This is a genomic window from Stutzerimonas stutzeri (assembly GCF_000952685.1).
In the GTDB taxonomy this organism is placed as follows: Bacteria; Pseudomonadota; Gammaproteobacteria; order Pseudomonadales; family Pseudomonadaceae; genus Stutzerimonas; species Stutzerimonas stutzeri_E.
Window position 1 is genome coordinate 736,696 of sequence record NZ_JYHV01000037.1, and the last position, 21,044, is coordinate 757,739.

General features: G+C 59.1%; 19 protein-coding genes. All 19 read right to left on the bottom strand.

Features of this window, described 5'->3' with window-relative positions:
- Positions 1 to 5: 5 nt before the first annotated feature.
- Positions 6 to 701, bottom strand: coding sequence for a dihydrofolate reductase family protein (locus UF78_RS21980; protein ID WP_045164323.1), 696 nt, complete (start codon positions 699 to 701; stop codon positions 6 to 8).
- A 435-nt stretch (positions 702 to 1,136) separates the two neighbouring features.
- Positions 1,137 to 2,987, bottom strand: a complete 1,851-nt coding sequence (glmS, locus tag UF78_RS21985) for a glutamine--fructose-6-phosphate transaminase (isomerizing) (RefSeq protein WP_045164324.1) — start codon at positions 2,985 to 2,987, stop codon at positions 1,137 to 1,139.
- 2 nt (positions 2,988 to 2,989) lie between these two features.
- Complete coding sequence (locus UF78_RS21990; RefSeq protein ID WP_045164325.1) at positions 2,990 to 3,772, bottom strand: DeoR/GlpR family DNA-binding transcription regulator; 783 nt, start codon at positions 3,770 to 3,772, stop codon at positions 2,990 to 2,992.
- A gap of 75 nt (positions 3,773 to 3,847) precedes the next feature.
- Positions 3,848 to 5,995, bottom strand: coding sequence for a methyl-accepting chemotaxis protein (locus tag UF78_RS21995; RefSeq protein ID WP_045164326.1), 2,148 nt, complete (start codon positions 5,993 to 5,995; stop codon positions 3,848 to 3,850).
- Positions 5,996 to 6,107: 112 nt separating this feature from the next.
- Positions 6,108 to 7,472, bottom strand: a complete 1,365-nt coding sequence (gene glmU, locus UF78_RS22000; protein ID WP_045164328.1) for a bifunctional UDP-N-acetylglucosamine diphosphorylase/glucosamine-1-phosphate N-acetyltransferase GlmU — start codon at positions 7,470 to 7,472, stop codon at positions 6,108 to 6,110.
- Positions 7,473 to 7,597: 125 nt separating this feature from the next.
- On the bottom strand, positions 7,598 to 8,023 hold the full coding sequence (locus UF78_RS22005; RefSeq protein WP_045164329.1) for a F0F1 ATP synthase subunit epsilon: 426 nt from the start codon (positions 8,021 to 8,023) through the stop codon (positions 7,598 to 7,600).
- Between the two features lie 80 nt (positions 8,024 to 8,103).
- A complete protein-coding gene (atpD, locus tag UF78_RS22010; RefSeq protein WP_045164330.1) occupies positions 8,104 to 9,480 on the bottom strand; it encodes a F0F1 ATP synthase subunit beta in 1,377 nt (458 codons plus the stop codon).
- 27 nt (positions 9,481 to 9,507) lie between these two features.
- Positions 9,508 to 10,368, bottom strand: coding sequence for a F0F1 ATP synthase subunit gamma (gene atpG / locus UF78_RS22015; protein WP_045164331.1), 861 nt, complete (start codon positions 10,366 to 10,368; stop codon positions 9,508 to 9,510).
- A 50-nt stretch (positions 10,369 to 10,418) separates the two neighbouring features.
- Positions 10,419 to 11,963, bottom strand: coding sequence for a F0F1 ATP synthase subunit alpha (gene atpA, locus UF78_RS22020; protein WP_045164332.1), 1,545 nt, complete (start codon positions 11,961 to 11,963; stop codon positions 10,419 to 10,421).
- Positions 11,964 to 11,984: 21 nt separating this feature from the next.
- Complete coding sequence (locus tag UF78_RS22025) at positions 11,985 to 12,521, bottom strand: F0F1 ATP synthase subunit delta (protein ID WP_045164333.1); 537 nt, start codon at positions 12,519 to 12,521, stop codon at positions 11,985 to 11,987.
- Positions 12,522 to 12,536: 15 nt separating this feature from the next.
- Complete coding sequence (locus UF78_RS22030; protein ID WP_045164334.1) at positions 12,537 to 13,007, bottom strand: F0F1 ATP synthase subunit B; 471 nt, start codon at positions 13,005 to 13,007, stop codon at positions 12,537 to 12,539.
- Positions 13,008 to 13,064: 57 nt separating this feature from the next.
- Positions 13,065 to 13,322: a F0F1 ATP synthase subunit C gene (atpE, locus tag UF78_RS22035; protein WP_002555987.1), complete on the bottom strand. Its 258-nt coding sequence runs from the start codon at positions 13,320 to 13,322 to the stop codon at positions 13,065 to 13,067.
- A gap of 54 nt (positions 13,323 to 13,376) precedes the next feature.
- Positions 13,377 to 14,246, bottom strand: a complete 870-nt coding sequence (gene atpB / locus UF78_RS22040) for a F0F1 ATP synthase subunit A (RefSeq protein ID WP_045164335.1) — start codon at positions 14,244 to 14,246, stop codon at positions 13,377 to 13,379.
- Between the two features lie 15 nt (positions 14,247 to 14,261).
- Positions 14,262 to 14,666 carry a F0F1 ATP synthase subunit I gene (locus UF78_RS22045; RefSeq protein WP_268988836.1) on the bottom strand — a complete coding sequence of 135 codons (405 nt, stop codon included), beginning with the start codon at positions 14,664 to 14,666 and terminating at the stop codon, positions 14,262 to 14,264.
- A 153-nt stretch (positions 14,667 to 14,819) separates the two neighbouring features.
- The gene (locus UF78_RS22050; RefSeq protein WP_045164336.1) at positions 14,820 to 15,692 is read right to left on the bottom strand and encodes a ParB/RepB/Spo0J family partition protein; all 873 of its coding nucleotides are present in this window, start codon (positions 15,690 to 15,692) and stop codon (positions 14,820 to 14,822) included.
- A gap of 10 nt (positions 15,693 to 15,702) precedes the next feature.
- Positions 15,703 to 16,491 (bottom strand): ParA family protein, encoded by a 789-nt coding sequence (locus tag UF78_RS22055; protein WP_045164337.1) that lies wholly within the window; start codon positions 16,489 to 16,491, stop codon positions 15,703 to 15,705.
- A 19-nt stretch (positions 16,492 to 16,510) separates the two neighbouring features.
- Positions 16,511 to 17,158: a 16S rRNA (guanine(527)-N(7))-methyltransferase RsmG gene (gene rsmG, locus UF78_RS22060; RefSeq protein ID WP_045164338.1), complete on the bottom strand. Its 648-nt coding sequence runs from the start codon at positions 17,156 to 17,158 to the stop codon at positions 16,511 to 16,513.
- Complete coding sequence (gene mnmG, locus UF78_RS22065; RefSeq protein ID WP_045164339.1) at positions 17,158 to 19,050, bottom strand: tRNA uridine-5-carboxymethylaminomethyl(34) synthesis enzyme MnmG; 1,893 nt, start codon at positions 19,048 to 19,050, stop codon at positions 17,158 to 17,160. The genes rsmG and mnmG overlap by 1 nt, the downstream gene beginning before the upstream one ends.
- A gap of 586 nt (positions 19,051 to 19,636) precedes the next feature.
- Positions 19,637 to 21,004 carry a tRNA uridine-5-carboxymethylaminomethyl(34) synthesis GTPase MnmE gene (gene mnmE / locus UF78_RS22070; protein ID WP_045164340.1) on the bottom strand — a complete coding sequence of 456 codons (1,368 nt, stop codon included), beginning with the start codon at positions 21,002 to 21,004 and terminating at the stop codon, positions 19,637 to 19,639.
- Positions 21,005 to 21,044 lie beyond the last annotated feature (40 nt).

Sequence of the window (21,044 nt, forward strand, 5' to 3'; positions counted from 1 at the left end):
ACGAATTAGCCCTTCGGCGACTCCGTCTCGTATGCGTCAGTTTCTTCGCCAGCGATCTTTTCGCGTCGAGCCAATTCAGCGGCCGAGGGCGTATCTGCCTCGGTGGCGCCCAGCGCTAGCGGGCCGGCTGGTCGATAGGTACTGATGAGGACGCCCTTCGGCGTGCTGTGCGTGTCGACAAGGGTAAGGCTGCGCGGCGGCACACCCTGTTCGAATAGCCGTTTTCCTCCGCCGAGCATCAGCGGGAAGATCCAGAGGCGGTATTCATCGATGAGCTCGGCGGCGATCAACGATTGCAGCAGTTCACCGCTACCCCAGATATGTACCTCAGGCCCTTCCGTTGCTTTCAGCCGGCGGATCCCAGCCATGACATCGCAGTTTATGACCAGCGAATTGTTCCACTCGAGTTTTTCCAGGCTGCAGGTGGCGACGTATTTGATGGCCTTGTTGAAGGCCGTCGCGATGTAATTGTCGCCAGCGTACGGCCAATATGCTGCAAAGATTTCATAGGTGCGCCGCCCCAGGAGCATGTCGAACTCACCGGACAGAATCTCGCCGATCGCCTGGCCCAGGGCGTCGTCCCAGAACGGCATGACCCAGCCGCCGTGCAGAAACCCGTACCTCGGATCTTCCTCCGGCCCGCCAGGGGCCTGCATGATGCCGTCGAGAGTGACATGGGTGATGGCAATGATCTTTCTCATCAGCTTTCTCCAGTTCCCGTGGTTGCGTTATCCAGAGAACGAACGACGGGTGTCCTCGGTTTTTTGCTTCCGTTTCAGGTGGCGGGATATTCGTGTGCAAGCGTGCGTGGAGCCCGCCGACGATCCTCAACGACTTTCCCGGTCACTGAATCATCGAATGAGGGCGGCTGAAATCGACACCGCGATGAGCTAGGGCGCAGCATTGCGCACGCCGGAACCATTCCTTCAGCGAATATTCGATCTGCATGACAACGATGGAGAGTTCGCCGTCGCGGACCGCTTGATGATCATCGCCGAGGCACTACGCGCCGTTGGGGGTGAGACACGCCGCCCCTAGCGTCAGCATCCGTCTGGCAGAACGGAATGCCGCTGGCCGCCCCGAGCGAGCGTATCCCAGGAGGAGAGGATGAGGGAGCTCGCTCGGAACGGCGCCGCTTATTCCACCGTTACGCTCTTGGCCAGGTTGCGGGGCTGATCGACATCGGTGCCGCGCAGTACCGCGACGTAATAGGACAACAGCTGCAACGGCAGGGTATAGAGAATCGGCGCCAGTACGTCGTGTATGTGCGGCATGCTGACAATGAAGGTGCCCTCGCCGTTTTCGATGCCCGCTTCCCGGTCAGCAAAAACGATCAGCTCGCCGCCGCGCGCGCGCACTTCCTGCAGATTGGATTTGAGTTTTTCCAGCAGCTCGTTGTTCGGCGCCACGGTGACCACCGGCATATCGGCGTCTACCAGCGCCAGCGGGCCATGCTTGAGTTCGCCGGCCGGATAGGCCTCGGCATGGATATAGGAGATTTCCTTGAGCTTGAGCGCCCCCTCCATCGCCACCGGGTATTGCGCACCGCGTCCGAGAAATAACGTGTGGTGCTTCTCGGCAAAGTGTTCGGAAATCTTTTCCACGGTGGTGTCCATGGCGAGCGCCTCGCCCAGACGCGTCGGCAGACGGCGCAGCTCATCGATCAATTCCGCCTCCAGCGCCGGTGCCAGGGTGCCGCGTACCTGGCCCAATGACAGGGTCAGCAGCAGCAGGCCGACCAACTGGGTGGTGAACGCCTTGGTGGACGCCACGCCGATTTCCGGCCCGGCCTGGGTCAGCAGGGTGAGATCGGATTCGCGCACCAGCGAACTGATACCGACGTTGCAGATCGCCAGGCTGGCGAGGTAACGGCCCTCCTCGGCCGTACGCGCCTTGGCGTTGCGCAGCGCCGCGAGGGAGTCGGCTGTCTCACCGGACTGGGAGATGGTCACGAACAGCGTGTCGGGCTGAACCACCACTTTGCGGTAGCGAAACTCGCTGGCCACTTCGACCTGGCAGGGGATGCCGGCCAGCTCTTCCAGCCAGTAACGTGCAACCATGCCGGCATGGTAGCTGGTGCCGCAAGCGACGATCTGCACGTTGCGCACCTTGGCGAACAGCTCGGCGGCCTGCGGACCGAAGGCCTGCACCAGCACCTGATGATCGCCCAGCCGGCCTTCGAGCGTGCGTTGCACGACCTTGGGCTGTTCGTGGATCTCCTTGAGCATGAAGTGACGGTACTCGCCCTTGTCCGCCGCTTCGGCGCCCTCGTGGTACTGCACGCTTTCGCGTTCAACGGGCTGACCTCCGACGTCCCAGATATGCACGCTGTCGCGACGGATTTCGGCGATGTCGCCTTCTTCCAAATACATGAAACGGTCAGTCACCTGACGCAAGGCCAGCTGATCAGAGGCAAGGAAGTTCTCGCCCATGCCCAAGCCGATCACCAGCGGACTGCCACTGCGGGCCGCCAGCAGGCGGTCGGGCTGCTTGGCGCTGACCACGGCCAGGCCATAGGCACCATGCAGCTCCTTGACCGCCGCCTTGAGCGCGACCGTCAGATCGCCGAACTCATCGAGCTTGTGGCGCAGCAGATGCACGATGACTTCGGTATCGGTATCGGAAACGAACACATAACCCAACGCCCTCAGTTGGTGGCGCAGGGCTTCGTGGTTTTCGATGATCCCGTTGTGCACCACCGCCAGGTCTTCGCCAGAGAAATGCGGATGTGCATTACGCTCACAGGGCGCCCCGTGGGTGGCCCAACGGGTGTGTGCAATACCCAGCCGACCGGCGAGCGGCGCCTGTTGTTGCGCCAGCTCAAGCTCGGCAACCTTGCCGGAGCGGCGCAGGCGATTCAGCTGACCGCTGGCATCCAGCACGGCAACGCCAGCGCTGTCATAACCTCGATACTCGAGGCGCTTGAGGCCTTCGAGCAGAATTGCAGTGATGTTGCGTTCAGCGACCGCGCCGACGATGCCACACATGATCAGGTCTCCTGAGAAGGTTCGATGGCCGCGCAGATCAGCTTGATGCCGCGGGCCTGAATACTGGATCGCGCCTCGGCAGTGAGGCGTTCGTCCGTGATGAGGGTGTGGATGTCGCCCCAGGGCAACTCCAGATTGGGTATGCGCCGGCCGATCTTGTCGGATTCGGCGAGCACTATGACTTCGCGAGCCACCTCCGACATGACCCGCGAAAGGCCGAGCAATTCATTGAAGGTGGTCGTGCCGCGCTGCAGATCGATGCCGTCCGCGCCGATGAACAACTGATCGAAATCGTAGGAGCGCAGTACCTGTTCCGCCACTTGCCCCTGGAACGACTCGGAGTGCGGATCCCAGGTACCGCCGGTCATCAGCAGCGTGGGCTCGTGTTCCAGCTCACGCAGGGCGTTGGCAACGCCCAGCGAATTGGTCATGACTAGCAGGCCGTGCTTGTGACCCAGCGCGGGGATCATTGCCGCGGTGGTGGTGCCGCTGTCGATGATGATGCGAGCATGCTCGCGAATGCAGTTAACGGCCGCTCGGGCAATGGCCTGTTTCCAGGGCGAAACAGGCTGTGTGGTGTCGCCGATCAGTTCCTGCGGCAAGGGCACCGCACCGCCGTAACGACGCAGCAGCAGACCATTCTTCTCGAGCGCCGCGAGGTCCTTGCGGATGGTGACCTCGGACGTTTCGAAACGCTTGGACAGCTCATCGACGCTCACCTCACCCTGATCGCTGAGCAAGGCCAGGATGGCGTGACGTCGTTGCGGGGTGTTGCGTTTCGACATGCTTAAGTTTCGATTCGAAAGAATATTTCTCGAATCAAAACCTACTCCGCCAAATACGTCAACTCCCGTTTGGCATCAGACGCGAAAATAGCCCATCAGGCTCTGTTGATGATTGGCCAACTGATTGAGCGCCTGGCTGACCCGTGCCGATTCGTCGGCCTGCCCGGACAGCGATTCAGTCACGTCGCGGATACCTGCCACGTTGCGGTTGATCTCTTCGGCCACCGCGCTCTGCTCTTCGGCCGCGCTGGCGATTTGCAAATTCATGTCGGAAATCACCGCTACCGCATCACCGATCTTGCGCAGCGCCGCAACCGCATGGCTCACCTGATCGACACTGCCCTGAGCCTGGCTCCGGCTGCTCTGCATCGCCGTCACCACATCTCGAGTGCCATTCTGCAGCCGCTCGATGACCTGGCGAATCTCTTCGATGGATTTCTGAGTACGCTGCGCCAGGCTGCGCACCTCATCGGCCACCACAGCGAAACCGCGCCCGGCTTCACCCGCTCGCGCCGCCTCGATCGCCGCGTTGAGCGCCAGCAGGTTGGTTTGCTCGGCAATAGCGCGGATCACCTCGAGCACCGAGCCAATCTGGTCGCTGCTGGCCGCCAGGCTTTCGACTTGACTCATCGCATGGTTGAGTTCGTCAGCGAGGCTGCCGATGCTGTGCGTGGTGTGATCGATCACGCTCAGCCCCTCGAGGGTGGCCTGATCCGCGTCGCGGGCTGCTTCGGCCGCTTGAGCGGCGTTGCGTGCGACATCCTGGGCGGTGGCGCTCATCTCCTGCGATGCGGTTGCGACCTGATCAACTTCGCGGAACTGCTGCTGCATACCCGCACTGGTCTGGCTGGCAATGGCTGCCGATTGATCGGCACTGCTGCGTGCATCCTGAACCGAGCGCTGCACGTCGGCGATGGTCGGCTGTAACTTGTCGAGGAATCGGTTGAACCAACCAGCCAGGGCGCCCAGTTCATCGTCTCGCGTGTAGGTCAGGCGGCGGGTGAGATCACCTTCGCCACTGGCGATGTCCTTGAGCATTGCTGCGACCCCTTCGATAGGCCGGGTGACTCCTCGAGCGGTCAACCACATCAACGCCAGACCCAACAGGACCGCACCGAGCCCGATGGCCAGGGCGATCGCACTGTCTTGGCGGCTTTGGGCTTGCAGTGTCTGCTCAAGACGCAACGCCGGGCCGAGCAGCACCGACTTCGGTACTTCCAGCAGAATTGCCCAGGGCTTGAGTTCAGCAATCGGTTGTACAGGTTGCAGTACACGAAGCATGTCGTCGTTCTCAAGCATCGCCTTCTGGCCTGCATCGACCGCTCGGGCGATGGCCTCGCTATCAGCGCCAAATGCGGCACTCAACGGCTGACCCAGCAAGCTGGTATCTCGACTGTGTCCGCCGAGAAGCTTGGCCGGGCTGATCACGCTCAGCTGGCCTTCCCCCTGATACAGCTCCTGATGAGCCTGTTGGCTGAGCTGCTGCAGGGAAGCCAGGCTGATATCGACGCCAACAACGCCAATGACCTTTCCATTTTCGATCAACGGAAAGGCGACACTGGTCATCAGCAGTGGCTGACCTTCCACCTCATCGAAATACGGATCGAGCAAGCAGACCCGGGCGCTGTCGCGCGGACAGCTGTACCAGGCGTTGTAAGGGGCACCACTGATGCCCGGCGTAGTATCGGCGAGGAGTTCCTCGCTCATGGTTTCAGCGGTGAGCTGTCCCGGCGTGCGTTGCGACCAGTACAACGAGAAGCGGCCGCTGTCGTTACCACCCATCTCCTGGTTACCGATGAACATGCCATCCTTGTCATCCAGCGCATCGGTTTCGAACACCACGTAGAGACCGATCAGATCCGGATTGGCTCGGAGCGCACTCTCGATCTGATGATGCAAGTCCTCCCGAAGTTCGAAGGCGTTCGACATCCGCTCGATGGATTGTTCACGCAGCGACAGCACTTGGCGAACGAAACCCTTGCCGTACTGATAGGCATCGTTGAACTGGCGTTCCATACGCAGCGCCTGCGACAGGCCCCGCGCTTGCAAGTTATTGCGCGCCGCCTCTTCGAGCATGGCGCTGCTCGATGCATTGACCAGAGCCACGGCCTGGCGCGATTGATAGAGCGATGCGCCGACCAGCAAGCCGACGATTAGCAGGAGGCAGAGACCAGCCAGCAGGGTGAGCTTCCACTGGATGGACAAGCGAGTGAGGGAGGGCATGACCGCGTCCTATGTTGTTATGCCCCGTTAGATCGGCCAGATATACGATCTCTTGAGTATCGCTATTCAAAAACCTCGGTAGCACACCGAGGTCCTCTGCCATCGCGATAACTTATTTGCGAGTCTTCTGTGGGCGCTCCCAGCCTTGGATCAATGCCTGCCGTGCCCGCCCCAGCGCCAGCGTGCCGGCCGGCACATCGGCCGTGATAACCGAACCGGCGCCGGTGGTAGCACCATCGCCAAGGGTAACCGGAGCGACCAGCGAGCTGTTGGAGCCGATGAAAACGTCCTCGCCCAACACCGTTTGGGACTTGTTGGCGCCATCATAGTTGCAAGTGATGGTGCCGGCCCCGATGTTGGTTCGCGCACCGATTTCCGCGTCGCCCAGGTACGCCAGGTGGCCAGCTTTGGCGCCATCGCCCAAGCGTGAGTTCTTGACCTCGACGAAATTGCCGACGTGCGCCCGGTCGCCCAGCACTGCGCCGGGACGCAAACGTGCAAATGGTCCGCAATCAGCGCCTTCGCCCAGCTCGGCACCGTCCAGATGGCTGTTGGCCTTGACCACCGCGCCACGGCGAAGCGTGCTGTTGCGAATCACGCAATTGGGGCCGATCTCGACGTCATCCTCAATAACTACCTGACCTTCAAGAATCACGTTCACGTCGATCAGCACATCGCGACCGACCGTAACCTCTCCGCGCAGGTCGAAACGGGCCGGGTCACGCAAGGTCACGCCTTGAGCCATCAGACGGCGCGCAGCGCGTTGTTGATAATGCCGCTCGAGCTCGGCCAGCTGCATGCGATCGTTGGCACCCTGCACCTCCATTGCATGCTGCGGCTGCTCGGTCGCAACCACCAGACCATCGGCCACTGCCATGGCGATCACATCGGTCAGGTAGTATTCGCCCTGCGCATTGCTGTTCGAAAGCCTACCCAGCCAATCGCCAAGGCGCTCACCTGGGACGGCCAAAATCCCGGTGTTCCCTTCCGCTATAAGCTTCTGCTCGGCCGAGGCATCTTTGTGCTCGACGATCGCTTGAACCACGCCCTGCTCGTCGCGCAGGATCCGCCCGTAACCGGTCGGATCGTCCAGACTCACCGTTAGCAGCGCCAATTGTTGCGGACCGACCTTTTGCAGAAGTCGCTCCAGCGTCGCGACCTCAATCAATGGCACGTCGCCATACAGAATCAGCACCCGCTCGGCCGTCAGCGCCGGGAGCGCCTGGGCGACCGCATGCCCGGTCCCCAACTGCTCGGCTTGCACCACGAAGCTCAGGTCATCCGCAGCGAGCCGTTCACGAACCTGTTCGGCACCATGGCCGATCACCACATGGATGGCCTTCGGTTTGAGCCCGCGAGCGGTTTCTATCACATGACCGAGCATGGATTGTCCAGCGACCGGGTGAAGTACCTTGGGCAGAGCGGAACGCATACGTGTTCCTTGACCGGCAGCGAGAATGACGATATCGAGAGACATGGCAGATCCTGAGCAAATCATGGGGCGGCTCGTACCGCCTAGACGACGTTTTTTGCCGAGCCTGGACAATAAAAAAGGGTAGCCAAGGCTACCCTTTTAATTACCTGCGATGAAGAAGCCGAGGGTTAGCCGCCGAACTTCTTACGCATCTGCTGAATCGTCCGCAGTTGCGCCGCGGCCTCGGCCAGACGCGCCGCCGCGGAACCGTAATCGAACTCCGCACCCTTCTGGTTGAGGGCTTTTTCGGCTGCCTTGAGCGCTTCCTGAGCAGACGCTTCGTCGAGATCACTGGCACGCTGCACGGTGTCGGCAAGCACCTTGATCATGTTGGGTTGAACTTCCAGATATCCGCCGGAGATGTAGAACACCTCACTTTCGCCACCTTGCTTGGTCAGGCGAATCGGACCTGGCTTCAGATCGGTAATCAACGGCGCGTGGCCCGGAGCAATACCAATGTCGCCGAGGTTGCCATGGGCAATCACCATCTCGACCAGACCGGAAAAGATCTCGCCTTCAGCGCTGACGATATCGCAATGGACTGTCATAGCCATATCTAGCCTCACGTATCAAACGGCGAGGTTGGCTACCGCCAGCCGCGCCGCCTGGTGAGCGCCCGTCGCCGGGCGCAGGATTACAGTTTCTTGGCTTTTTCGATGGCTTCTTCGATGCCACCAACCATGTAGAACGCTTGTTCCGGCAGGTGATCGTAGTCGCCGCTGAGGATGCCTTTGAAGCCTGCGATGGTGTCTTTCAGCGAAACGTACTTTCCTGGGGAGCCCGTGAAAACTTCTGCCACGAAGAACGGCTGCGACAGGAAACGCTGAATCTTACGTGCGCGAGATACCAGCTGCTTGTCGGATTCGGACAGTTCATCCATACCCAGAATGGCGATGATGTCCTTCAGCTCTTTATAGCGCTGCAGAACATACTGAACGCCACGAGCAGTCTCGTAGTGCTCATTGCCAATCACGTTCGGGTCGAGCTGACGCGAAGTCGAGTCAAGTGGATCCACGGCCGGGTAGATACCCAGCGAAGCGATGTCACGCGACAATACGACGGTGGCGTCCAAGTGGGCGAAGGTGGTCGCCGGGCTCGGGTCGGTCAAGTCGTCCGCAGGTACGTATACGGCCTGAATCGAAGTGATCGAGCCACTCTTGGTCGAGGTGATACGTTCCTGCAGAACGCCCATCTCTTCGGCCAGGGTCGGCTGATAACCTACCGCCGACGGCATACGGCCGAGCAGTGCGGATACCTCGGTACCGGCCAGGGTGTAGCGGTAAATGTTGTCGACGAACAGTAGAACGTCGTTACCTTCGTCACGGAACTTCTCTGCCATGGTCAGGCCGGTCAGGGCTACGCGCAGACGGTTTCCCGGCGGCTCGTTCATCTGGCCATAAACCAGTGCCACTTTGTCCAGAACGTTGGAATCCTTCATCTCGTGGTAGAAGTCGTTACCCTCACGAGTACGCTCACCCACACCGGCGAACACGGAATAACCGCTGTGCTCGATGGCGATGTTACGGATCAGTTCCATCATGTTTACGGTCTTGCCCACACCGGCACCACCGAACAGGCCGACTTTACCGCCCTTGGCGAACGGGCAGATCAGGTCGATAACCTTGATGCCGGTTTCCAGCAGATCGTTGCCGCCCGCTTGTTCAGCGAAGGAAGGCGCAGGGCGGTGAATGCCCCAGCGCTCTTCTTCGCCGATCGGGCCGGCTTCGTCGATCGGGTTGCCCAGCACGTCCATGATCCGGCCCAGGGTCGCTTTACCGACCGGTACAGAGATGGCTGCGCCCGTGTTGTTGACGTCCAGACCGCGCTTGAGACCTTCGGTCGAGCCCATCGCAATGGTACGCACCACGCCGTCACCCAGCTGCTGCTGGACTTCCAGAGTGGTTTCGACGCTTTGTACTTTCAAGGCGTCGTAGATATTCGGGACCTGATCACGTGGGAATTCCACGTCGATCACGGCGCCGATGATTTGAACGATACGTCCGCTACTCATAGCTGGTTCCTCTGAATATTTGAACCGTTAAACCGCGGCAGCGCCGCCGACGATTTCCGAGATCTCTTGGGTGATCGCGGCCTGACGAGCCTTGTTGTAGATCAGCTGGAGATCGCTGATCAAATCACCGGCGTTGTCAGTTGCGTTCTTCATCGCGATCATCCGGGCGGCCTGTTCAGCCGCGCCGTTCTCGACCACCGCCTGGTACACCTGCGACTCCACGTAGCGCACCATCAAACCGTCGAGCAGTTCCTTGGCGTCGGGTTCGTACAGATAGTCCCAGTGATGCTTGAGTTGCTGATCCGGATCGGCCACCAGAGGAACCAACTGCTCCACTGTCGGCTGTTGCGTCATGGTATTGATAAATTTGTTCGAGACCACCGACAGACGATCGATACGACCATCGAGGTAAGCGTCCAACATGACCTTGACGCTACCGATCAAATCATTGATCGACGGCTCCTCGCCCAGGTGGCTGATTGCCGCTACGACATTGCCACCGAAGTTGCGAAAAAACGCAGCGCCCTTGCTGCCAATGACGCAGAGATCAATCTCCACGCCTTGCTCGCGGTTCGCTGCCATATCCTTGACCAGCGCCTTGAACAGGTTGGTGTTCAAGCCACCACACAGCCCCCGGTCACTGCTCACCACGACATAACCGACGCGCTTGATTTCACGCTCGACCATGAAAGGATGGCGATACTCCGGGTTGGCGTTGGCCAGATGACCAATCACCTGGCGGATACGCTCCGCATAAGGACGGCTGGCAGACATGCGCATTTGAGCCTTGCGCATCTTGCTGACAGCTACCTTTTCCATGGCGCTGGTAATCTTTTGCGTGCTTTTGATGCTCGCAATCTTGCTGCGAATCTCTTTTGCGCCTGCCATTTGACACCTATCGGGTTAGCAGGCGGAGGCCTTGCGACCTCCGCTGCGGCTTACCAGGTTTGGGTGGCCTTGAACTTCTCGATACCGGCTTTCAGGGCCGCGTCGATTTCGTCATTGAAGTCACCCTTCACGTTGATCTTCGCCATCAAATCGGCGTGATCGCGGTTGAAGTAAGCAATCAGCGCTTGTTCGAAGCTGCCGATCTTGGCGATTTCGATGTCCTGCAGGAAGCCACGTTCGGCCGAGTACAGGGACAGCGACATGTCGGCGATGGACATAGGCGCATATTGCTTTTGCTTCATCAGCTCAGTAACACGCTGACCATGCTCAAGCTGCTTACGGGTGGCTTCGTCCAGATCAGAGGCGAACTGGGCGAAAGCCGCCAATTCACGGTACTGAGCCAGAGCGGTACGGATACCACCGGATAGCTTCTTGATGATCTTGGTCTGAGCGGCACCACCTACGCGGGAAACCGACACACCGGCGTTCACAGCAGGACGGATGCCGGAGTTGAACATCGCCGATTCCAGGAAGATCTGACCGTCGGTGATCGAGATCACGTTGGTCGGAACGAACGCGGAAACGTCGCCAGCCTGGGTTTCGATGATCGGCAGAGCGGTCAAGGAACCGGTTTTGCCTTTCACTTCGCCTTTGGTGAACTGCTCGACATACTCTTCGGAAACGCGCGATGCACGCTCCAGCAGACGGCTGTGGAGATAGAACACGTCGCCCGGGTAAGCTTCACGGCCTGGCGGACGGCGCAGCAGCAGGGAAATCTGGCGGTAAGCTACTGCTTGCTTGGACAGATCGTCATAAACGATCAGCGCGTCTTCGCCGCGGTCGCGGAAGTATTCGCCCATGGTGCAGCCAGCGTATGGTGCGATGAACTGCAGCGCAGCAGATTCAGAAGCACTCGCGGCAACGATGATGGTATTGGCCAGAGCACCGTTCTGCTCGAGCTTGCGCACCACGTTGGCAATGGTCGATTGTTTCTGTCCGATGGCGACATACACACAGAAAATACCGCTGTCTTTCTGATTGATGATCGCATCGATCGCCAGAGCAGTCTTACCGATCTGACGGTCGCCAATGATCAGCTCACGCTGACCGCGGCCAACCGGGATCATGGCGTCAACGGCCTTGTAACCGGTTTGCACCGGCTGATCGACCGACTTCCGCCAGATCACGCCCGGCGCAACTTTTTCAACCGCGTCGGTAGCGACGTTGTTGAGCGGACCCTTGCCGTCAACCGGGTTGCCCAGCGCGTCGACGACGCGACCGAGCAGCTCAGGACCCACCGGAACTTCGAGGATGCGACCGGTGCACTTGGCGCTCATGCCTTCGGCAAGCGTCTGGTAGGCACCCAGAACCACGGCGCCGACAGAGTCGCGCTCAAGGTTCATGGCCATACCGTAGACGCCGTCCGGGAATTCGATCATCTCGCCATACATGACATCGGCCAGACCATGAATTCGCACGATGCCGTCCGACACGCTGACGACGGTGCCTTCGTTACGGGCTTGGGAGGCGATATCGAGTTTTTCGATACGCCCCTTGATGATTTCACTTATTTCGGAAGGATTGAGTTGCTGCATTGCTCTGCTGCCCCTTCAAACTCAAGATTTCAATGCTTCGGCCAGTTTCGCGATCTTGCCGCGGACTGAGCCATCGATAACCAGGTCGCCGGCGCGGATCAACACGCCACCCAAAAGGGAGGCATCTTCCGCGGCATGCAGGCGCACTTCCCGGCCGAGCCGTGCACTGAGAACCTTGGCGAGTTTGTCTTGCTGTTCGTTGCTCAACGCGAAAGCACTGGTCACATCCACGTCAACCGTTTTTTCCTGCTCGGCCTTGTACAGCTCGAACAGTTCGGAGACTTCCGGCAACAACGGCAAGCGGTCATTGGCGGACAACACGTGAATGAAATTGCGTGCCTGAGCATCAAGCTTTTCACCACACACCTCGACGAAGGTGGTGGCCTTGTCGTCTCTCGTCATACGCGGGGCCTTGAGCACGCGCTGCATGGTGTCGTCTTGCGACACCGCAGCAGCCAGACCAAGCATGGCTGACCATTCGGCCAGTTGCTGATGGACCTGTGCGTACTCGAAGGCAGCCTTGGCGTAAGGTCGGGCCAGCGTGGTCAGTTCTGCCATGATCGCGCCCCTCGCTTAAATTTCGGCTGCCAATTTGGAAACCAGCTCCGCATGCGCGTTCTGATCGATGGATGCGCCCAGGATCTTTTCGGCGCCACTGACCGCCAGGCTACCCAACTGGGCGCGCAAGGCATCCTTGACCGCGTTCAATTCCTGCTCAATCTCGGCCTGAGCCTGGACCTTGAGCCGCTCACCCTCGACACGGGCCTGATCGCGAGCTTCGTCGACGATCTGGTTAGCGCGCTTCTTGGCTTGCTCGATGATTTCAGCCGCTTGCGTCTTGGCTTCGCGCAGTTGCTGGCTCGCTTTATCCTGAGCCAACTCCAGATCACGAGCACCGCGACTGGCAGCTTCCAGACCGTCAGCGATCTTCTTCTGGCGTTCCCGCAGAGCTGTTATGACCGGAGGCCATACGAACTTCATGCAGAACAGCACAAAAATGAAGAACGCAACGGACTGGCCAATCAGGGTTGCATTAATGTTCACGCCAACACCTCGCTCGTTCGTTGTCCGTCAAACCATCCATTCGATAAACCGAATGGATCAGCCTGCCAATTGACCAACGAAGGGGTTCGCGAAAGTGAAGAACAGCGCAATACCTACACCGATCATGGTCACCGCATCGAGCAGGCCGGCGACGATGAACATTTTCACCTGCAGCATCGGCACCATTTCCGGCTGACGCGCTGCGCCTTCCAGGAATTTGCCGCCGAGCAGGCCGAAGCCGATTGCAGTGCCCAAGGCACCCAGGCCGATCAGCAGAGCTACAGCGATAGCAGTCAGTCCAACTACAGTTTCCATTTTTCCTCCGACTTTATGTCGTATTGGTTAAGGGTTTAGGTAAAGCGAATCGAATCAGTGATCGTTTTCTTCATGAGCCATCGATAGATAGACGATCGTCAGCATCATGAAGATGAAAGCCTGCAGCACGATGATCAGGATGTGGAACACAGCCCACGCCCACTGCAGAACAATACCCAGCCCACCCAGGATCACGCCGTTAGCGAACATGATGGCAATGAGGATGAAGATCAGTTCGCCAGCATAGAGGTTGCCGAACAGACGCAGCGCCAGCGAAACAGGCTTGGCGATCAGGGTAACGAATTCGAGAAGGAAGTTGATTGGGATGAGCAGGACCTGCACGGCCATGTTCTTGCTGCTGAACGGATGCAGTGTGAGCTCCCCGAAGAAACCGCCCAGACCCTTTACCTTGACGCTGTAAAAGAGCAGCAGAGCGAACACCGAGAGTGCCAGACCGAGCGTCGCGTTCGGGTCGGTGGTGGGGACCACACGGAAGAACAGGTGCTCATTGCCGACGATGTTGGCAGCCAGCATAGGCAGCCAATCTACCGGAATGAGGTCCATGAAGTTCATCAGGAACACCCAGACAAAAATGGTCAGAGCCAACGGAGCGATAAGGGCGTTGCGGCCATGGAAAGTGTCCTTGACGCTGTTATCGACGAACTCGACCATCAACTCGACGAAGTTCTGCGCGCCACCGGGCTGGCCGGATGTAGCCTTTCTAGCAACAGCCCAGAACAGCAGGATAAAAACCAGGCCGAGCACCACGGAAACTCCGAGAGTATCCACGTGAAATGCCCAGAAACCCATTTCCTTGGCTTGCTCCGCAGAATGGGCGAACCCCCATTCCCCAGTCGGCAACCGCCCGTAGGTCAGATTAGACAGGTGGTGCTGTATGTAACCCGAAGCGTTCTCTGCTGCCATGATTGCCTCAATGAATCAATTTGAAATTCTTTTCTTAATCAGCAGAGGAGCAAACCAGCCGACTCCTTGAGTCAGTATGAACACACCGAACAACGAAAGTGGGTTCAGCGGTTTCACCCCTGTGAAGGCCAGCGCGAACAGCACTGACGTGAAGATCAGTTTCCCTGCTTCGCCAGCATAAAATGACCTGACGATAGCTTGAGCAGCCCGAGCGCCACTAAAGCGAAAAGCCTTGTGAGCGAAATAAATATTCGGAAGCAAGGCGATCAGACCACCAAGCAATCCAGAGTAACCCGCAACATTGTCGACCCACAGCCACAGCACGACCGCTGAGATGAGCAATAACGACAACTGCGCCATCAGAACCGGAAAAACCGCTAACCGATGGAAGGGTAGGCGTTTCTGCTCGTAGCCGACCAATTATTGTCCCTTGGCTTTCGCCGGCATGTCAGTCAATCACCATGCCTTATGTCTTTGAAAATGCGCGCAGATTATATGTGGCGTTAGGGTCAGGTACAACCGTTTGGTAGTGACTACCAGGCAGTACTACAACCTTATACGCCCGTAATTGTTTCAGCGTATGTGTGCTAACACACCTTGCAATTCATCCAGAGAGTTGTAGCGAATCACCAACTGTCCTTTGCCCTTTTCACCATGCTTGATTTGCACTGGAGAACCCAGACGCTCAGCCAGACGCTGTTCCAGACGGACAATGTCAGGATCATTCCTCGTCTCGGCTTTCGAACCCTCGGAGCTGTTCAGCCATTGCCGCACCAGCGCCTCGGTCTGGCGGACAGTCAAACCACGTGCGACAACATGACGCGCCCCGTCGACCTGCTGCTCCGCCGGCAACCCGAGCAGCGCTCGGGCATGGCCCATTTCCAGATCGCCATGCGACAGGAGCGTCTTGATCTCCTCCGGCAGCGCGATCAGACGCAGCAGGTTGCTGATGGTCACGCGCGACTTGCCCACCGCGTCAGCCACCTGCTGCTGAGTCAGCTGGAATTCCTGCTGCAGCCGCTGCAGGGCTACGGCTTCCTCGATCGGGTTAAGGTCCTCACGCTGGATATTCTCGATCAGCGCCATGGCAATCGCCGCTTCATCGGAAACGTCGCGCACCAGTGCCGGGATCTTCTCGAGGCCGGCCTGCTGGCTGGCACGCCAGCGACGTTCGCCAGCAATGATTTCGTAGCGGCCAGAGCCGATCGAACGAACGACGATCGGTTGCATTACGCCCTGACTGCGAATGGAGTGTGTCAGCTCATCGAGGGTCACCGGATCGATATCGCGGCGAGGCTGATATTTGCCCCGCTGAATGATGTCGAGCGGCAATTGTTGTAATTCCCGCTCATCGACCTGAACGGCGCCTTCCTGCATCGCCGTCACATTGGCGCCTCCGAGCAGGGCATCCAGTCCGCGTCCTAGGCCTCGTTTTTTGGTCGCCATGAAAATTTCCTTATGCAGTTGCGCTGCGAGCGGCCCGCCGCTGACGGCGTGACAGCTCGCCGGCCAGTGCCAGATAGGCCAAGGCGCCCTTGGATTGCTTGTCATAGACCAGCGCCGGCATGCCATGGCTGGGGGCTTCGGCCAGCCGTACATTGCGAGGAATGACCGTGTCGTAGAGTTTCTCACCGAAATGCGTCTTGAGCTGCTCGGTGACATCGTTGGTGAGGCTGCTGCGCGGATCGTACATGGTGCGCAACAGGCCTTCGATCTGCAGCGACGGATTCAACGCCTGACCGATGCGCTGAATCGAATTGACCAGATCGGTCAGTCCCTCCAGTGCATAGTATTCGCACTGCATTGGGATGATCACGCCGTCTGCGGCCGTTAGCGCGTTGATAGTCAGCATCGACAGCGAGGGCGGGCAATCGATCAAAATGTAATCGTAGTTCTCGCGTACCGGTGCAAGCGCCTCGCGCAGGCGATGTTCTTTGGTGGGCAATTTGAGGAGCGCGACCTCGGCGGCCGTCAGATCACGGTTGGCCGGCAGCAGCTGGTAGCCACCATGCTCGGAAAACTGCATGGCATCGACCAGGCTGCACTCGCCGATGAGCACGTCGTAGATCGAATACTCCAAGCTTAACTTATCCACACCGCTGCCCGTTGTGGCGTTGCCCTGTGGATCAAGATCAATGAGCAGAACACGACGACGAGTCGCTACAAGCGAGGCGGCGAGGTTGATACAGGTGGTTGTCTTGGCGACACCGCCCTTCTGGTTGGCGATGGCAAATACTTTAGCCATGGTCAGCGTCTGTCCGGAGTCATGAAGTGCGGCGCAGTATCAGCAGATGGCGTTGCCCTTGGCAACCGGGAACCTTGAGAACGAGGCAGCGCTCTAGTTGGAAATCCGCCGGTAGCGCCTGTAGCTCGTCATCGGGTTGGACTCCTTTCATGGCGAGCCAGCGAGTTTCGAGATTTCCCAGATGGCGCGTCCAGTCGGCGAAGTCGCTCAGCGAGCTGAATGCCCGAGACGTGATGCCGGCAAAAGGCCGTTCGGGTCGGAACTGCTCGACGCGGCTGTGGACAACTTCGAGATTGGCGAGTTTCAGCTCCAGTTTGACCTGCGTAAGAAAACGGGTCTTCTTGCCGTTCGAATCGAGTAGCGTAAAGCTGCGCTCGGGAAACAAAATAGCTAGCGGAATGCCAGGCATCCCACCGCCACTGCCCACGTCCAGCCAGCGAGCGCCATCTTGCTCTACATATGGAGCGACGCTAAGGCTATCGAGCAGATGACGCGAGACCATTTCAGCCGGATCGCGCACGGCGGTCAGGTTGTAGGCCTTATTCCACTTGTTCAGCAACGCCAGATAGGCAAGCAGCTGCGCTTGCTGCGAGTCGCTAAGCTCTACGCCGAGTAATTCGGCGCCACGCTGGAGTTCTTCGGCATAGCGTGCGTATTCGTCGTCCATCAAGCGCTTTGCTCCAGCTTGCTTCCGGCGCTGCGTTTTTTCAGATGGATCATCAGAAGCGACACTGCTGCTGGGGTTACACCGGGAATTCGCGACGCCTGGCCGAGCGTTTCCGGTCGGGCAAGGGTGAGCTTGTGCTGGATCTCCTTGGACAGGCCAGAGATGGTCGAATAGTCCAGATCCGCCGGTAGCGCAACACTCTCGCTGGCGCGAAGGCGGGCGATTTCTTCCTGCTGACGATCAATGTAGCCGGCGTACTTTGTCTTTATCTCGACCTGCTCAGCAACCTGCGGGTCCTCGACCCCCGCCCCGGTAAGCTGGATCAGGCTGAGATAATCGATTTCGGGTCGTGCCAGCAGATTGAGCAAGTTGTACTCATGGGTCAGCGGCGTTCCAAAACGCTCGGCGATCGCATCGCCCTGCGGCGTTGCCGGACGCACCCAGGTACTTTTCAGTCGCTGCTCTTCCTGCTCGATGCTTTCGCGTTTGCGCTCGAAAGCGGCCCAACGAGCATCATCGACCAAGCCCAATTCACGGCCTTTTTCGGTCAGCCGTAGGTCCGCATTGTCTTCTCGCAGGATCAACCGGTACTCGGCGCGCGAAGTAAACATGCGATAAGGCTCCTGGGTTCCCAGGGTGATCAGGTCGTCGACAAGTACGCCCAGATAGGCCTCGTCGCGGCGCGGGCACCAGCTGTCCTGGCCCTGTGCGCGCAAAGCCGCGTTAGTGCCGGCCAACAGCCCCTGAGCGCCGGCCTCTTCGTAACCGGTGGTGCCGTTGATCTGACCGGCAAAGAACAAGCCACCGATCACCTTGGTTTCCAAGCTGTACTTGAGATCGCGCGGGTCGAAGTAGTCGTACTCGATGGCATAGCCAGGGCGAACGATGTGCGCCTGCTCCATGCCGCGGATGCTCTGGACGACCTGCAGCTGCACGTCGAATGGCAACGATGTGGAGATACCGTTGGGGTAAAGCTCGTGTGTGGTCAGGCCTTCTGGTTCGATGAAGACCTGATGGCTGTCCTTGTCTGCGAAACGATGGATCTTGTCCTCGATCGACGGGCAGTAACGTGGACCGACGCCTTCGATGACGCCGGAATACATCGGCGATCGGTCAAGGTTTGCGGCAATAATTTCGTGGGTTCGCGTGTTGGTATGAGTGATCCAGCAACTGACCTGCTTCGGATGCTGCGCGGCATGCCCCAGGAACGACATAGGTGGGATGGGTATATCGCCTGGTTGCTCTGTCATCACCGAAAAATCGACGCTGCGTCCGTCGATGCGTGGCGGCGTGCCTGTCTTCAGGCGACCAACGCGAAGCGGTAACTCACGAAGACGACGAGCCAGGGCGATCGAGGGCGGATCACCAGCACGACCGCCGGAATAATTCTGCAGACCGATGTGGATAAGCCCACCGAGAAAGGTACCGGTGGTGAGTACCACGGAGTCGGCGAAGAAACGCAGACCCATCTGTGTCACGACACCCTTGACTTGGTCGGCTTCAACGATCAGATCGTCGGCGGCCTGTTGAAATATCCACAGGTTCCGCTGGTTCTCCAGAACCCCACGGACCGCAGCCTTGTACAGCACGCGATCCGCTTGGGCACGAGTCGCGCGTACGGCTGGGCCTTTGCGGCTGTTGAGCACACGGAACTGAATGCCGCTTTGGTCGGTTGCCGTTGCCATGACACCGCCTAGCGCATCGATTTCCTTGACCAGATGGCTTTTACCGATGCCGCCTATGGCTGGATTACAGCTCATCTGTCCCAGTGTTTCGACGTTATGGGTGAGCAGCAGGGTTTTTACACCGATTCGAGCGGCTGCCAACGCAGCTTCGGTACCGGCATGGCCGCCGCCGATAACGATGACGTCAAAACGGGAAGGGAAATCCACCACGCACCTCGTGCCTGTTCAGTTGAGCCTGGGAAAACGCGCAAGTATAGGGGCTGGAGGGCTGTGAAAGAAGGGCCTTTGCACAAAAAATGACCAACTGCTCAAGGTGTGCCGGGAGCTCAAGCAATATATAAAAAAGAGAGAAATGATTTAAAGCTTATTTCTATGTTTATAAATATGTGCCGATTATCTGTGGATAGATCGCTGCAACCCTTTATTTATAAGGGCTTCAGCGTACCAAAACCTTGTGCTGAAGCTGGGCTGGGACGGTGCAGTACCGGTTTACAGCCTGTGTATTAAATAGCTACTTATACACAGGCCAGCTCATCACCGGTTTATCCAGAGGGTTATGGACCGACCTTAGGGCCGGTTTTCCACAGGGCTCAAGGGGGGGCGGTTGATAATAAAAAACGAACGGTTTCGCCGGAATCGAGGCGGCCAGCGGTAGCCTGCGCACGATGAATCGAGGCAGGGACGTCGCAGCCCGGTGTCTTTGAAGGGCACCGGCCGAGCGCCAGTTTCCCTGTGGGAAACGCCTCAGCGCCCGTCCAGTCATCGGACGGCGATGGCGGCTTCAGGCGATGTGCTATTTGCCGATGCAAAAGCTGGAAAAAATGCGTCCCAGCAAGTCATCTGAGCTGAAGGCACCAGTGATCTCGCCAAGGGTTTGCTGGGCTTGGCGCAGGTCCTCGGCCAGCAGCTCTCCGGCTCCGGCCAGGGTGAGCTGCGCGTGGCCATGGTCCAGATGCGCTGCCGTCTGCCGCAGTGCGTCCAGATGCCTGCGGCGGGCGCTGAAGCCGCTCTCTGCGGTCTGGTCGTACCCCATGCAGCGCTTGAGATGCTCGCGGAGCATCTCAAGGCCCTCGCCGGACCGTGCCGAAAGGCTCAGCGTGCTATAGCCGTCAGGATCGATCGAGAGGGTGGCGCCCTCCCCCGTCAGGTCAGCCTTGTTGCGGATGAGGGTGGTCTTCGCGCGATCGGGCCTGATGGCCAGGAAATCGGGCCAATCGGAGCTGTCAGGGCCTGCCGAGGCTGCACTGGCATCCATCACCAGCAGTATGCGATCGGCATCCTCGATGGCTTTGATGGCCCGCTCCACGCCGATGCGCTCGACCTGGTCGTCGGTATCGCGCAGGCCGGCGGTATCGATGACGTGCAAGGGCATGCCGTCGATATGAATAAGCTCGCGCAGCACATCGCGCGTGGTGCCGGCGATGTCAGTGACGATAGCCGCCTCACGGCCCGCCAAGGCGTTGAGCAAGCTGGATTTACCGGCATTGGGGCGACCGGCGATCACCACGTTCATGCCTTCGCGCAGCAGCGCGCCCTGACCCGCCTCGCGGATCACCTCGGCCAGCTCCTGCCTGACGGCTTGCAGCAAGGCCAGCACTCGGCCGTCGGCCAGAAAATCGATCTCCTCTTCGGGGAAATCGATTGCCGCCTCGACGTAGATGCGCAGCTGGATCAGCTTTTCCGTCAGTTGATGAACCCGGCGGGAAAACTCGCCTTGCAGCGAGCGGACAGCGTTGCGCGCCGCCTGAGCGGAACTCGCCTCGATCAGGTCGGCGATCGCCTCGGCCTGGGCCAGATCCAGCTTGTCGTTGAGGAAGGCCCGTTCACTGAATTCACCGGGGCGGGCAAGGCGAACGCCAAGTTCCACGCACCGCTGTAGCAGCATGTCCATCACCACGGGACCGCCATGGCCTTGCAGTTCCAGCACGTCTTCGCCGGTGAACGAATGGGGGCCTGGGAAATACAGCATCACCCCTTCGTCGATGACCTCGCCGTCATCGGCGTGGAAGGGGCCATAGTGCGCATGCCGCGGGACCGGTTCTCGTCCGCTGAGGGTGATGGCGACAGCTTTGGCTCGTGATCCTGAGACGCGCACCACGCCGATGCCGCCTCTTCCCTGAGCGGTAGCGACTGCGGCGATGGTTTCGCGATCTTGGCTCATGTGTCCTCTCTCCCAGGCAGATCGAAAAAAGCAAAACGCC

Coding starts and splice junctions, on each gene's coding strand:
- UF78_RS22055 (WP_045164337.1), bottom strand. CDS start 16,491: ATGGCTAAAGTATTTGCCATCGCCAACCAGAAGGGCGGTGTCGCCAAG.
- UF78_RS21995 (WP_045164326.1), bottom strand. CDS start 5,995: ATGCCCTCCCTCACTCGCTTGTCCATCCAGTGGAAGCTCACCCTGCTG.
- atpA (WP_045164332.1), bottom strand. CDS start 11,963: ATGCAGCAACTCAATCCTTCCGAAATAAGTGAAATCATCAAGGGGCGT.
- atpG (WP_045164331.1), bottom strand. CDS start 10,368: ATGGCAGGCGCAAAAGAGATTCGCAGCAAGATTGCGAGCATCAAAAGC.
- mnmE (WP_045164340.1), bottom strand. CDS start 21,004: ATGAGCCAAGATCGCGAAACCATCGCCGCAGTCGCTACCGCTCAGGGA.
- UF78_RS21980 (WP_045164323.1), bottom strand. CDS start 701: ATGAGAAAGATCATTGCCATCACCCATGTCACTCTCGACGGCATCATG.
- rsmG (WP_045164338.1), bottom strand. CDS start 17,158: ATGGACGACGAATACGCACGCTATGCCGAAGAACTCCAGCGTGGCGCC.
- atpE (WP_002555987.1), bottom strand. CDS start 13,322: ATGGAAACTGTAGTTGGACTGACTGCTATCGCTGTAGCTCTGCTGATC.
- glmS (WP_045164324.1), bottom strand. CDS start 2,987: ATGTGTGGCATCGTCGGCGCGGTCGCTGAACGCAACATCACTGCAATT.
- UF78_RS22005 (WP_045164329.1), bottom strand. CDS start 8,023: ATGGCTATGACAGTCCATTGCGATATCGTCAGCGCTGAAGGCGAGATC.
- atpD (WP_045164330.1), bottom strand. CDS start 9,480: ATGAGTAGCGGACGTATCGTTCAAATCATCGGCGCCGTGATCGACGTG.
- UF78_RS22050 (WP_045164336.1), bottom strand. CDS start 15,692: ATGGCGACCAAAAAACGAGGCCTAGGACGCGGACTGGATGCCCTGCTC.
- glmU (WP_045164328.1), bottom strand. CDS start 7,472: ATGTCTCTCGATATCGTCATTCTCGCTGCCGGTCAAGGAACACGTATG.
- atpB (WP_045164335.1), bottom strand. CDS start 14,246: ATGGCAGCAGAGAACGCTTCGGGTTACATACAGCACCACCTGTCTAAT.
- UF78_RS21990 (WP_045164325.1), bottom strand. CDS start 3,772: ATGTCGAAACGCAACACCCCGCAACGACGTCACGCCATCCTGGCCTTG.
- UF78_RS22025 (WP_045164333.1), bottom strand. CDS start 12,521: ATGGCAGAACTGACCACGCTGGCCCGACCTTACGCCAAGGCTGCCTTC.